This is a genomic window from Telluria sp. PB2R4 (assembly GCF_059685695.1).
In genome coordinates, this window is the sequence record NZ_JCASIC010000009.1 from 181316 (window position 1) to 194615 (window position 13300).

At 65.7% G+C, this 13300-nt stretch carries 11 protein-coding genes; 1 reads left to right on the forward strand and 10 read right to left on the reverse strand.

Features of this window, described 5'->3' with window-relative positions:
- Positions 1 to 4: 4 nt before the first annotated feature.
- The 8 genes from AC56LU_RS16300 to ugpQ all read right to left on the reverse strand — a co-directional run bounded on the left by AC56LU_RS16300 (position 5) and on the right by ugpQ (position 9888).
- Positions 5 to 946, reverse strand: a complete 942-nt coding sequence (locus tag AC56LU_RS16300) for an electron transfer flavoprotein subunit alpha/FixB family protein (protein WP_497176659.1) — start codon at positions 944 to 946, stop codon at positions 5 to 7.
- Positions 947 to 965: 19 nt separating this feature from the next.
- Positions 966 to 1715: an electron transfer flavoprotein subunit beta/FixA family protein gene (locus AC56LU_RS16305; RefSeq protein WP_497176660.1), complete on the reverse strand. Its 750-nt coding sequence runs from the start codon at positions 1713 to 1715 to the stop codon at positions 966 to 968.
- Positions 1716 to 1860: 145 nt separating this feature from the next.
- Positions 1861 to 3576: a hypothetical protein gene (locus AC56LU_RS16310; RefSeq protein ID WP_497176661.1), complete on the reverse strand. Its 1716-nt coding sequence runs from the start codon at positions 3574 to 3576 to the stop codon at positions 1861 to 1863.
- A gap of 62 nt (positions 3577 to 3638) precedes the next feature.
- Entirely contained in the window at positions 3639 to 4100 is a 462-nt protein-coding gene (locus tag AC56LU_RS16315; RefSeq protein WP_497176662.1) for a DUF6265 family protein, read from the reverse strand.
- Between the two features lie 71 nt (positions 4101 to 4171).
- A complete protein-coding gene (locus AC56LU_RS16320) occupies positions 4172 to 4399 on the reverse strand; it encodes a sulfurtransferase TusA family protein (RefSeq protein WP_091876271.1) in 228 nt (75 codons plus the stop codon).
- Between the two features lie 278 nt (positions 4400 to 4677).
- The gene (alaS, locus tag AC56LU_RS16325; RefSeq protein WP_497176663.1) at positions 4678 to 7287 is read right to left on the reverse strand and encodes an alanine--tRNA ligase; all 2610 of its coding nucleotides are present in this window, start codon (positions 7285 to 7287) and stop codon (positions 4678 to 4680) included.
- Positions 7288 to 7383: 96 nt separating this feature from the next.
- Entirely contained in the window at positions 7384 to 9051 is a 1668-nt protein-coding gene (locus tag AC56LU_RS16330; protein WP_497176664.1) for a flagellinolysin, read from the reverse strand.
- 84 nt (positions 9052 to 9135) lie between these two features.
- Complete coding sequence (gene ugpQ / locus AC56LU_RS16335) at positions 9136 to 9888, reverse strand: glycerophosphodiester phosphodiesterase (RefSeq protein WP_497176665.1); 753 nt, start codon at positions 9886 to 9888, stop codon at positions 9136 to 9138.
- Positions 9889 to 10603: 715 nt separating this feature from the next.
- Between ugpQ and AC56LU_RS16340 the strand changes: the two genes are divergently transcribed.
- Positions 10604 to 11038 carry a DUF3597 domain-containing protein gene (locus AC56LU_RS16340; protein WP_497176705.1) on the forward strand — a complete coding sequence of 145 codons (435 nt, stop codon included), beginning with the start codon at positions 10604 to 10606 and terminating at the stop codon, positions 11036 to 11038.
- A gap of 27 nt (positions 11039 to 11065) precedes the next feature.
- Here the strand turns inward: AC56LU_RS16340 and AC56LU_RS16345 are convergent, their stop codons facing one another.
- Complete coding sequence (locus AC56LU_RS16345; protein ID WP_497176666.1) at positions 11066 to 12115, reverse strand: serine endopeptidase; 1050 nt, start codon at positions 12113 to 12115, stop codon at positions 11066 to 11068.
- 127 nt (positions 12116 to 12242) lie between these two features.
- Positions 12243 to 13271: a tryptophan--tRNA ligase gene (trpS, locus tag AC56LU_RS16350; RefSeq protein ID WP_497176667.1), complete on the reverse strand. Its 1029-nt coding sequence runs from the start codon at positions 13269 to 13271 to the stop codon at positions 12243 to 12245.
- Positions 13272 to 13300: the final 29 nt, after the last annotated feature.

A 13300-nucleotide genomic window follows, 5' to 3' on the forward strand; every position in this document is an offset into this window, starting at 1 on the left:
GTAATTAGCCCAGTTCCTTGACCAGCGCCGGCACGACCTCGAACAGGTCGCCCACCAGGCCGTAGTCGGCCACCGAGAAGATCGGCGCTTCCGGATCCTTGTTGATGGCGACGATGGTCTTCGAGTCCTTCATGCCGGCCAGGTGCTGGATCGCGCCCGAGATGCCGACCGCGATGTACAGGGTCGGGGCGACGATCTTGCCGGTCTGGCCGACCTGCCAGTCGTTGGGCACGAAGCCGGCGTCGACCGCGGCGCGCGAGGCGCCCATGGCGGCGCCCAGCTTGTCGGCCAGCGGCTCGAGCAGCTTGAAGTTCTCGGCCGAGCCGATGCCGCGGCCGCCCGACACGATGATCTTGGCGGCCGTCAGTTCCGGACGATCCGACTTGGCCAGTTCGCGGCCGACAAACGCCGATTTGCCGAAGTCGCCGCTTGCTGCGATCTGCTCGACGGCAGCCGAACCGCCGCTTGCGGCGGAATCAAAAGCGGTGCCGCGCACCGTGATGACCTTCACGCTGTCGCTCGATTGCACGGTGGCGATGGCGTTACCGGCGTAGATCGGACGCTCGAAGGTGTCCGGCGACTCGACCTTGGTGATTTCCGAGATCTGGGCCACGTCCAGGCGGGCGGCCACGCGCGGCAGGATGTTCTTGCCGTAGGCGGTGGCCGGCGCCAGGATGTGCGAGTAGCTGCCGGCGATCGCCAGGATCTGCTCGGCGACGTTCTCGGCCAGGCCGTCGGCGAAGTGCGGCGCGTCGGCGACCAGCACTTTGCTCACGCCGGCGATCTGCGCGGCGGCTTCGGCGGCGGCGCCGCAGCCGGAGCCGGCGACCAGGATGTGGACCTCATTTGCACCACCTTCGCCACATTGGGCGGCGGCGGTCACGGTGTGGTGGGTAGCGCCCTTGAGGGAGCCATTGTCGTGTTCTGCGATGACGAGTGCGACCATGTTCTTTTCCTCAGTATATTTAGATGACTTTGGCCTCAAGGCGCAGCTTCTGCACCAGGGTGGCAACGTCCGGCACCAAGACACCGGCCGAGCGCTTGGCCGGCTCGACGACCTTCAGGGTCTTGAGGCGCGGGCTCACGTCGACGCCCAGGTCTTCCGGCTTGACGATGTCCAGCGGCTTCTTCTTGGCCTTCATGATGTTCGGCAGCGTCACGTAGCGCGGCTCGTTCAGGCGCAGGTCGGTGGTGATGATGGCCGGCAGGGTCAGGGCCACGGTTTCCAGGCCGCCGTCGACTTCGCGGGTCACGGTCACTTTGCCGTCTTCCAGCACCACTTTCGAGGCGAAGGTGGCTTGCGGCCAGCCCAGCAGCGCAGCCAGCATCTGGCCGGTCTGGTTCGAATCGTCGTCGATCGCCTGCTTGCCCAAGATGATCAGCTGGGGCTGCTCTTTATCCGCCAGCGCCTTCATGATCTTGGCCACGGCCAGCGGCTCGGTCTCGCCGCCCGTTTCGACCAGGATGCCGCGGTCGGCGCCGATGGCCATACCGGTACGCAGGGTTTCCTGGCACTGGGTCACACCCACCGAGACTGCCACGACTTCGGTGACCTTGCCGGATTCCTTCAGGCGCGTGGCTTCTTCCAGCGCGATCTCGTCGAACGGGTTCATCGACATTTTGACGTTGGCGATATCCACGCCGCTGCCGTCGGATTTGACGCGGACCTTGACGTTGTAGTCGACCACGCGTTTGACGGGTACCAGGACTTTCATAGGGTGCCTTTAGAAAATGGAATGGGTGACAGACGAAATGGCCTAGATTATATGAGAAATTCAGCCTCAGGTCGAAATTAAAGCACGATCGTGCGATTTACCGCTAGAGGTTTTCTCCTAAACTTGCGACGGCACAAGCCCCGCCCTACATGAGGGCGCGCACTTCGGCTTCGGCACGGGCCCAGCTCTCCGCCAGCTGCCGCTGTGCGGCGGGATCGGTTTTGCCCTGGGCAGCCAGCGCCTTGCCGAGTCCATGCAGGGCCCAGCCGCTGCCGGGATGGCGCGCCAGGTCGGCGCGGAAGATCCGCTCCGCTTCAGCATGGCGGCCGGCGCGCAGCTGCATCGCGCCCAGGCGCAGGCGCGGGCCGCTGGCCAGCATCGGCGGCTCGGTGCGGTTCGCATCGAGCGCCGCCTCTACCGCCCCGGCCTGCAGCGCCAGCGCCGCATCGACCCGGCCCTCGGCAAAGGCCAGTTCGGCCGCCAGTTCCTTCGCGGCGCTGCCGGCCAGGCTGCGCAGCATGCGCGGGAAATAATCCTTGCCCGGATGCTTCGCCGCCAGGGCGTCGGCCTGCGGCCGAACCCGCGCCAGCGCCGCGCGCGCACCCGCCAGGTCCCTGGTGCGCACCATGGCGATCCCGCGTGCGGCATCGGCCAGCACGGGCGCCAGGCCCTGGCCGCCAGGCGGCGTCGGCTCGCGCAGCAGCGCGTCCCAGCGCTGCAGGTGCAGCAGGGTCAGGAGTGGCAGGCTGCGCGTGTATTCGGCATAGGCATGGGTGCCCTTGGCGCGGCCGGCGGCGGCGCGCGCGGTGGCGAGCGCCAGCTCGCCCCGTCCTTCCATCAGCGCGCCGAACCACTGGAAATGGGTATTGTGGCCGCGCCAGTCGAAGGTGACCGAAAAGCCCTGGCGCCCCAGGTCGGCCATCAAGGCCTCGTCGGCGGCCACGGCCAGTCCGTTGACGCGGGTGGCGTCGGCGTAGCGCCCGACGTGGGCATAGGTGTGCGAGGGCATGTGCAGCAGGTGCGGCGACTTCGGCGCCAGGCGGCCGAGGCGGTCCGCGGCGGGCACGGCGCGCGCCGCCACCGGCACCGCGTCGACGGCATGGATCATGTAGTGGTTCAGCCCGACGTGATCCGGCCTGCGCGCCAGCGCCGCCTCGATCAGGTCGGCCACTTCACCTACCCGCCCGGAGGGTTTGCCGCTCGCCTCGGCCCACCATTCCTGGTCGGTCGCGACCAGTTCGGCTTCCGCATACAGGGTGAGCACGTCGGGGTCCTGCGGATGGCCGGCAAGGATCTCGCGCAGGCGCGCCGCGTAGGCGATGTCGCGCGGATCGGCCGGCTCGCTGCGCGCGTTGGCGCCGGGCGCGCGGCAGATCTCGACGGCGGGCAGCACGGCGCCCCCTGCGCTGGCATGGCCATAGCGCAGGGCCAGGGCGTCGATCAGGGCGCGGTCGCGGCTGGAGATGCCGTCTGTGTGCTTCAGGGCGTAGTCGACGTGGCGGACCGCTTGCGTGAGGTCGCCGCGCTTGGGATTGTTGATGTTGGGGCCCAGCTGCCAGGCGACCGCCCAGGCGCACATGGCGCAGGACGGGTCTTGCGCCAGCGCGGCCTTGAAGGCGCGGATGGCTTCCGGCCGGTTGAAGGCATAGGCTTGCGCCATGCCCTGCGCGAACAGGCGCCGCGCGGCCTCGTTGGCGCGCGAGGGCTGCAGGCTGGCCTCGCCATAGCCGTCCAGCAGCGGCGCCCTGGCGCTGCGATCGATGACCGCCGGCGGCGCGACCGTGCAGGCGCCGACCAGCGCCAGCGAAAGCGCAAGTGTACCGAGACGGCGGACGGGGATGGAGCGGACCAGATGGCGCATGCGGGAAACCGATAGGCTCGAAAGTGTCGATTTTGCCACAGGCGACACCCCGGGGAACGGCTTTATTTTACGGCGCAGTCGGTGCGCGTCATGGGGAAGTCGATGCCCCTGCCCTTGCCTTCGATCCGCGCCTGCAGGCGGGTAGCGCCGACGCGGCGGTAGATGATTCGCTGCGGGAAATCGTGGGCTGGATTGTCGAACACGACGGAGTCGCTGTCCGCTTGCACCAGCGGGAAGCTGGCCGGGGCCTGGCCCGAGGGCTGGGCAATGAAGGCGAGCCTGCCGTCTGCACCGGGGGCGATGCGCATGAATTCGAATTCGGCCGTGCGTCCCTTGCGCACGGTGCGGCTCATGCCGAGCATGCTGCCGCCGGCCGGCGCTATCCAGTGCTCGCCGGAGCCGCTCTCGGCCCCGTCGGCTTTCCAGCACCCCTGAAGCCAGCCCAGTTTGGCCAGCGTGTCATTGGCTGCCGTGGCGGGTGCGCTGGCGCAGGCGGCAAGCAGGACGATCGCGCATTTATGCATGACACATTCCTTGACGCAAAAAAAAGGTCCTTCACGGAAGCGCGAAGAACCTACCCATGGAGTGCATTAACTTATTTTCGCTGCATCCAGAACGTGAATTCGCCGTTCTCGGCGGTGTGCGCCAGCAGGGCGTTGCCGGTCTGCTTGGCGAAAGCCTGGAAGTCGCGCACGGAACCGGTGTCGGTGGCGACGATGCGCAGCACCTGGCCGCTTTCCATCTCGGCGAGTGCCTTCTTGGCTTTCAGGATGGGCAAGGGACAATTCAGTCCGCGTGCGTCCAGGTCTTTCTGGAATTCCATGGTGTCAATGTCGATAGTGGTGACGCTCATCGCATGCCTGCTAAGTAGGGAGTGCTCGGAAATCGAATACTACTCCTTTTCAGGCAGTATGACGCAGCGCACCAAAATAGTCACACATTGTTGCAGCACTGCAACCGATTGTGAAATGGAACATGCATGTGCACTGGCTCGAGTCAGATTGGTAGCGGGAATGGGCAGGAATAGTGCAAGGACATTCTGGGCTCTAAATTAAAAACGCCGCCCAGTGGGACGGCGTTGTTCACGGAAGCGCGAACCGCTTACGCGCGTTCGCCCACCCAGCCGGCCACGCCGGCCAGCGCCTGCGGCAAGCCCGACGGGTCGGTACCGCCGGCCTGCGCCATGTCCGGACGGCCGCCGCCCTTGCCGCCCACCTGCTGGGCGACGAAGTTCACCAGCTCGCCCGCCTTGACCTTGCCGGTGGCGTCCTTGGTGACGCCGGCGATCAGGCTGACCTTGCCTTCAAGGACGCTGGCCAGCACGATGGCCGCGGTGCCCAGCTTGTCCTTCAGCTTGTCCATGGTTTCGCGCAGTGCGGTGACGTCGGCGCCTTCCATGGTCGCGGCCAGCACCTTGATGCCGTTCACGTCCACAGCCTTGGTCAGCAGCTCGTCGCCCTGCCCTGCGGCCAGCTTCGACTTGAGCGCGGCCACTTCCTTTTCCAGCATTTTGACCTGGTCCTGCACCTGGGCGATGCGCGACGGCAGCTCGTCCGGGCTGGTTTTCAGCGCGCCGGCGGCTTCCTGCAGCTTGCGGTTGATCGACTGCACCAGCGCCAGCGCGCCCTCGCCGGTCACGGCTTCGACGCGGCGGATGCCGGCGGCGACGCCGCCTTCCGACACGATCTTGAACAGGCCGATGTCGCCGGTGCGGGTGACGTGCACGCCGCCGCACAGCTCTTTCGACGAACCGATGTCCAGCACGCGCACGCTGTCGCCGTACTTCTCGCCGAACAGCGCCATGGCGCCGTGCTTCACGGCGTCGTCGAAGGACATGTTCTGGGCCTGGGTGGCGTGGTTTTCCAGGATCTCGCGGTTGACGATGGCTTCGACCTTGGCGATTTCTTCCGCGGTGAGCGGTGCGCCGTGGCTGAAGTCGAAGCGGGTCTTGTCCGGATCGACCAGCGAGCCTTTCTGCTGCACGTGGCTGCCCAGCACTTCGCGCAGGGCCTTGTGCATCAGGTGGGTCGCAGAGTGGTTGCGGATGGTGCGTGCACGCTTGACGGTGTCCACTTTTGCATCGACGGTGTCGCCCACCTTCAGCGAACCTTCACGCAGCACGCCGTGGTGGCCGAAGACTTCGGCCTGGATCTTCAGGGTGTCCTCGACTTCGAACACGTTGGCGCCATCGCCAATCACGCCCTGGTCGCCCACCTGGCCGCCCGACTCGGCATAGAACGGGGTGGTGTCGAGCACCACGATGCCGTCCTGGCCGGCCTTCAGTTCCTGGACCGACACGCCGTCGGCGTACAAGGCCAGCACGTGGGTGTTGTGGGTCAGCGATTCGTAGCCGACGAACTTGGTCTTCTCGCCCGCGTACTCGACCTTGGCGGCCATCTTGAACTTGCCGGCGGCGCGCGCCGTCTTCTTCTGCTGCTCCATGGCGGCAGTGAAGCCCTCTTCGTCCAGGGTGATGCCGCGCTCGCGGCAGATGTCGGCGGTGAGGTCGAGCGGGAAGCCGTAGGTGTCGTACAGCGTGAAGGCGGTGGCGCCGTCGAGGTTCTTCGCGTCCTTGGCCAGCTGCGCTTCCAGGATTTTCATGCCGTTTTCGAGCGTTTCGCCGAAGCGTTCTTCTTCGGTCTTGAGCACCTGGGCCACGCGCCCTGCTGCGTCGTGCAGTTCCGGATAGGCCGTGCCCATCTCGATGTCGAGATCGGCCACCAGCTTGTGGAAGAACGGCTTCGTCTGGCCCAGCTTGTGGCCGTGGCGCAGCGCGCGGCGGATGATGCGGCGCAGGACGTAGCCGTGGCCTTCGCTGCTAGGGATGATGCCGTCGACGATCATGAACGAGGCCGCGCGGATGTGGTCGGCGATGACCTTGAGCGAGTTGTTCTCCAGGTCGGTGGTACCGGTTTCGCGCGCGGCGGCCTTGATGAGGGCCTGGAACAGGTCGATCTCGTAGTTGCTGTGCACGTGCTGCAGCACGGCGGCCAGGCGCTCCATGCCCATGCCGGTGTCGATCGACGGCTTCGGCAGCGGGGTCAGGGTGCCCGACTCGTCGCGGTTGAACTGCATGAACACGAGGTTCCAGATCTCGATGAAGCGGTCGCCGTCTTCTTCCGGCGATCCCGGAGGACCGCCCCAGATGTCGGCGCCGTGGTCGTAGAACACTTCGGTGCACGGACCGCAGGGGCCGGTGTCGGCCATCTGCCAGAAGTTGTCCGATGCGTAGCGCGCGCCCTTGTTGTCGCCGATGCGGATGATGCGCTCTTTCGGCACGCCGATTTCATTGGCCCAGATGTCGTAGGCCTCGTCGTCCTCGAAATAGACGGTGACGGTGAGCTTTTCGGCGGGCAGCTGGTAGACCTTGGTCAGCAGCTCCCAGCAGTAGTTGATCGCGTCGCGCTTGAAGTAGTCGCCGAAGCTGAAGTTACCCAGCATTTCGAAGAAGGTGTGGTGGCGCGCGGTGTAGCCGACGTTTTCCAGGTCGTTGTGCTTGCCGCCGGCGCGCACGCAGCGCTGCACGGTGGTGGCGCGCGAGTACGGGCGCGTATCCAGGCCCAGGAACACATCCTTGAACTGCACCATTCCGCTGTTCGTCAGCAGCATGGTCGGGTCATTGCCCGGCACCAGGGGGCTGGAACGGACGATGGTGTGGCCTTTGGACTCGAAGAACTTGAGGAACTTTTCGCGGATTTCGGAGGATTTCATGTCGTAGGGGCGGAATGAGGGAGCATGCGCTATAAAAAATCGATTATAGCGTAGCTGGGCACGGGCTTATCGGCCTGGCCCTTATTTACCGAGGAATCAGCGCAGCAGGGACAGGACGGCGCGCGGCTGGCTGTTCGCCTGCGCCAGCATCGCCGACGCCGCCTGCTGCAGGATCTGCGAACGCGTCAGCCCGGCCGCGGCGCCGGCATAGTCGATGCCCACGATCCTCTCCTTGGCCGCCGCCATGTTGACGGAACTGGTCTGCAGGCTGTTGGCCGCCATATCGAGGCGGTTGCCGGAGGCGCCCGCCACCACGCGCTGCTGGTTCACGAACTCCAGCGCCTGCTCCACGTGCAGCAGCGCCACTGCGCCGCGCTGCATGTCGAGCGTCGCCAGCCCGAGCGAAGACGCATTGATGGCGCTGAACTCCAGTTCGATCAGGTCGCCCGCCTGGTCGCCGGCCTGCACCTGCACCCGGCGCACGCCGGTGTGGCCACCCAGTTCCGGGTAGATCACCTGGAATCCGCCCAGGCCGTCGCTGGCATTGTTGTCGCCGCTGTCGGCCACGACCGCGCGCGCATTCAGGGATGCCTTGCCGTCGGCATCGAGGCCGCCGATGGCGCCGGTGTCTGCGTTGGTCAGGTTCATCTTCGTGGCGACAAAGGCCGCGCCGTTGGCGCCGAAATCGCTCAGGAAGGCCGCCGTGCCGGCGATCCGGCCGCCCGTGACCGCGGTCAGCGCGTCACCGAGGTCGTCGTTCTGGTGCTGGGTCAGGTAGCGCATGACGCCCTTGATGCCGCCTTCCACGCCGAATTCCTTCAGCTTGTCGTGCATGTAGCGCGTGGCGACGTAGCCGCCTTCGTAGCTGAAGCCGCCGGTCGCGATGTTGTTGACCATGGCGGCGGCGCTACCGCCGCCGATGGCGCCGGCCACCCGCTCGTCCGCACCGTGGATCAGCTCCGCGCTGCCTTCGATGAACCATTGCGGCAGGTCGGTGAAGTTCATCGAGCGCGACATGACCGCGTGCGCCATCTCGTGCGCGATGATGCGGTCGCTGTACATCGGCGCGCCGCCACCGTCAGGGGTTGCCGCGGTGCCGAAGTAATCCATGTTGATGTTCAGGTGCACATTGTGGAATTTGCCGTCGCCGTTCACCAGGCCGGATACCGAGGCCAGCACGCCCGGATCCCAGGGCGTCTGGTCGAGGTTGACCGTCAGCTTGACGCCGTCGGCACTGAGGCCAAATAAATCCTTGAGCATCTTTTCGGAAGAACTCAGCCAGCCGGTCTTGAGGCCGTCGATCACCGTCCGTTTTTTCTCGTCGCCGCCGATGCTGACGCGTTCCTGGGAAAACACCGCCTCGCCGTTGAACTGGGTCTGGGCGCCGACCTGGTTGATGTGGCTCAGGATTTGCATCGCTTCCTGCTGCAGCTTGTCGCGGTCGCTGCTGCCGTAACTGCCGTTACCGGAGGCCACCGCCAGCTCGCGCAGGCGCTGCAGGCTGTCGGCCACGTTCGCCAGCGCGCCGTCAGCCACCTGCAGCATCGAGGCGCCGTCGCTGATGGCGCGCATCGCTTCGCTCACGCCGCGCAGGCCCGCATCCATGCGCGCGGCAATGGCCTGGCCGGCCGGATCGTCGGCGGCCCGGTTGATGCGGGTGCCGGCGGTGAGACGGTTGATCAGCGTCTCCTGGGCAGTCACGTGCTTGCTCAGGCTGCGCTGGGCGCTGAGCGACAGTGAATTGTTATTGATTGACAATGACATGAAGTCATCCGTTTCGGCAGTTGTCAGAACTTATCGACAACCGGTCAATTTTCTGAAGGGCGATCTTGAAATATTTATATGCAGCTAGCCCATATGTGGGCTGATCAAATCGATGCGGTCGGTGCAGAAGGCCTCGACGCCCCAGTCCAGCAGCTCGCGCGCCCGTACCGGCTCGTTGACCGTGTAGCAGAACAACCCGAAACCGGCGTCGCGCACCGTCTTCGCCATCGCCGGGGTCAGGTGCTTGTGGTTGGCGTGGATCGCGACCGCCTCGACCGAGCGCGCCAGCGGCTCCCAGCCGGGCGGCAGCTCGCTCATCAGGAAGGCGCGCGGCAGGTCGGGGGCGGCGTCGCGCGCAGCCTCCAGGGCGGCCAGGCTAAACGAGGACAGCAGCGGCACCCGGTCCAGTTCGCCGGCCGCGATCTCGTCCGCGAACATGGCGCGCGTGATTCGCGCGACGGTCTCGCCGGTTTCGCGGTCGAAACCGCGGGCCGGCTTGACTTCGATGTTCATCCAGATGCCGTGGGCCTTGCAGAACTGGGCGAATTCGACGAACAGCGGCACCGGCTCGCCGCCGTAGCCGGCGCCGAACCAGCTGCCGGCGTCCATCCGCGCCAGCTCGTCGGCATCGTAGTCGAACACATGGCCGGCACCGCTCACGGTGCGGCCAAGATAGGGGTCGTGCATCACCACCGGCACGCCGTCGCGCGCCAGCATGACGTCGAACTCGATGGCGCGGAAACCGAAATCGATGCCGCGCCGCAGGCCGGCGAAGGTATTTTCGGGCGCCAGGGTGCCCCCGCCGCGATGGGCCAGGATCCGAGGGTATCGCCACATGCCCATCTCCTTTGCGCGGGAATCAGGTAGCCGTTGGTTTCGATATACAGGCAGCTTACCCCGGTCGGCGCGTAGATGTCTACATGGAAAGTAAATACCGCTTTTCATCCTCGTCCGTTGAATACCGAACAGAGAACGCGAGGTCGAAACGCCTACGCTCGACCTTCCACCATGTCGAAGCAAGGAGCATCAGATGGCATTTGATTTGGGCAATTTGTTGTCGCAGTACCTCGGAGGCGGCAACCAGGACAAGGCAGCAGACGATTTCGACCGCGTGGCCCAGAACACCCCGCGTGCAACGCTTGCCGATGGCGTCGCCAGCGCCCTGCGCTCCGACCAGACTCCCCCGTTTCCGCAGGTCGTCAGCCAGCTGTTCGGGCAAAGCGATGCGAACGGGCGCGCCGGCATGCTGAACCAGTTGCTGGGTTCGCTGAATCCCGCGATGCTGTCGTCGGTCGCGGGCGGTGTGTTCGGCAAGCTGTTTGGTGGCGGGAAGGTGACGCCTGAACAGGCGTCCCAGGTATCCCCCGAGCAGGTACGCGAGCTGGCCGAACGGGCCGAGCAGCAGAATCCCGGTATCGTCGACCGCATGAGCGCGTTCTATGCCGAACACCCGACCCTGGTCAAAGCAATGGGGGGGGCCGCGCTGGCGCTGGCGCTTGGCCACGTGGCGCAACGCATGCGTTCTCAATCCACACTTCACGAAGGAAATGATATGGGCATCCTGAGCAATATCTTCAGCAAGATCTTCCCGAAAGCACACGCAGCCAATAAAGGACCGGCGACCCAGCCGCAGGCCCAGGCCCCGCAGGCGGCCCCACAGGCTGCTCCGCAAGCCGCCCCGCAGGCGGCGCCCCAACCCCAGGCGCAAGCCGCCCCTGCTGCAATGGACCAGGTCGACGTCGAGGAAATCCTGACCAAGATGCAGGCTTCGAGCGGCCAGCAGCTGAACTGGCGCACCTCGATCGTCGACCTGCTCAAGCTGCTCGGCCTGGACAGCAGCCTGCAGGCGCGCAAGGAGCTGGCCGCCGAACTGCACTACACCGGCGACACGGGCGACTCGGCCTCGATGAATATCTGGCTGCACCGCCAGGTCATGAACAAGCTCGCGGCCAACGGCGGCAAGGTGCCGGCTGATTTGCGTGACTGATTCGCGTGACTGAACTGCGCGACTGATCTAGTCGGCCAGCGAGGTATTCGCCGCCGTCCCGCAGGAAAAGCAGAAGCGGGCGAAGGCGTTCTTGCGGCTGCTGCAGCAGCCGCAGCGGTCGAACAGGCCGATGCCGCAGTGCGGGCAGAAGTCGACGGCCGTATCCTTCAGGTCGACCGGCCGCTCGCAGCCGGGACACACGCCCTTGCCCAGCCGGGCCAGGGCGGCATCGTAGCGCAGCGTCTGGCGGCGCTGCACGTCCGGCAGCGCTTCGGCCTGCCGCTGTCGCGCCAGGTAGCGCTGCAGCGACTGGATTGCGTAGCGGCCCACCAGCACGGTGAGGGCAATACCGACCAGGTAGCGCACATATCCGCCGTAGCTCGGCAGGTAAGGCACGAGTTCGAAGAAGAACGCGAACAGTGCGAAGTAGATGAATCCCCACACGAAGGGCCAGTAGGGGCTCTGGCGCTTGCGCGCGAACAGCCAGCCGGCCAGCACCAGCAGCGGCAGGGTCAGCGCGAGTCGGTACAGGAAGACGCGCAGCTCCTTGGCGGTCGCGGCGTCCCTGAACGCTTCGTGCGCCGGACCTTCCATGCTGCGCCAACGCACCCTGGCGCGTTCGAGCACCTGAGTGGCCTCGAGCAATGTCCTCTGCTGGGCCTCGACGTCCGCCAATGCTGTACGCTCGGCAGCCACCAGCTTATCCAATGCGCGGGTGCGCTCCAGCAGTTCAGGATCCTGCTCTGGCCGGGCGGTCGCCCGACGCGTTGCCAGCCAGTTATCAAAGCTTTCGCGCGCCGAGCGGGTATTCGCCTGCGCCACGCCATGGGCCTGGTTCGCATTTTCCAGCGCCAGGCGGGCATTCTCGTGCCGACGCTCGGCTTGCTCTTCCTCCGCACGCAGGGATGCGACCTGCGCCGGGTCCATGAACTGCTCGACACTCAGGGGCTGCTCGACATCCCACAAGTTTTCGACAACTTTGCCGCCAAGGCCGATCAGGAAGGCGGCGAAGGCCAACGCGACCAGCCACAGCCCGCGCTGCAGCCACTTCTCGGTAAGGCGCAAACCTTTGCTCATGCCGCGGACCCCCAATCACTGAAAGGCGACAGCTTGCCATCGAAATACATTGCCTACCACCCTCAAACGCAAAGGCAGCACGTCGCGAGACGCGCAGTAGCGGCCAGCGCTACCGCGTGAACCGCAATCAGAAGTAGGAGAGCCCCAGCGCCTTCTTGACTTCGTCGGTGGTCTGCGCCGCCACTTCGCGCGCGCGCATGGTGCCTTCCTTGAGGATTTGCATCACCTGCCCACGGTCCTTGGCGAACTCTTCACGACGCTCACGGATCGGCGCCAGCAGGTCCTGCAAGATGCCTTCCAGGCGCTTCTTGACCACGCTGTCGCCCAGCCCGCCGCGGGTGTAGTGCGCCTTCATCTCGGCCAGGCCTTCCTTGTCGGTGTCGAACGCGTCGAGGTAGATGAAGGCCACGTTGCCTTCCAGGTGACCCGGGTCGGACACTTTCAGGTGCAGCGGATCGGTATAGACCTGCTTGACCGCGGCGCGGATCTCGTCGGCGCTGGCGCCCAGGTTGATGGTGTTGCCGAGCGACTTGCTCATCTTGGCGCGGCCGTCGATGCCCGGCAGGCGGCCCACTTCCGGCACGATCGCCTTGCACTCGACCAGGATGTCCTTTTCCGGGCTGTAGGTGCGGTTGAACCTGCGCACGATCTCGTTGCACTGCTCGATCATCGGGATCTGGTCCTCGCCCACCGGCACCACGCTGGCCTTGAAGGCGGTGATGTCGGCGGCCTGGCTGGCCGGATAGGTCAGGAAGCCGGCCGGGATGTCGCGCTCGAAGCCGCGCAGGATGATTTCCTGTTTCACGGTCGGGTTGCGCTCGAGGCGCGCCACGGTCACCAGGTTCAGGTAATAGAAGGTGAGCTCGGTCAGTTCCGGGATCTGCGACTGGATCAGGATGGTCGTGCGGGCCGGATCGATGCCGCAGGCGAGGTAATCGAGCGCCACTTCGACCACGTTCCGGTGTACCTTACCGATGTCATCCATGTTGTCGGTCAGCGCCTGGGCGTCGGCCAGCATCACGAATTGGCGGTAGGTGTCCTGGTAAGCGACACGGTTGCGCAGGCTGCCCACGAAGTGGCCGAGGTGCAGCGGACCGGTAGGACGGTCGCCGGTCAGGATGACTGGTGCGGTTGTGGAAGGGGTTGGGGAGCTCATCGGGTTTCCTTGTTATTGCCCCGATCCTC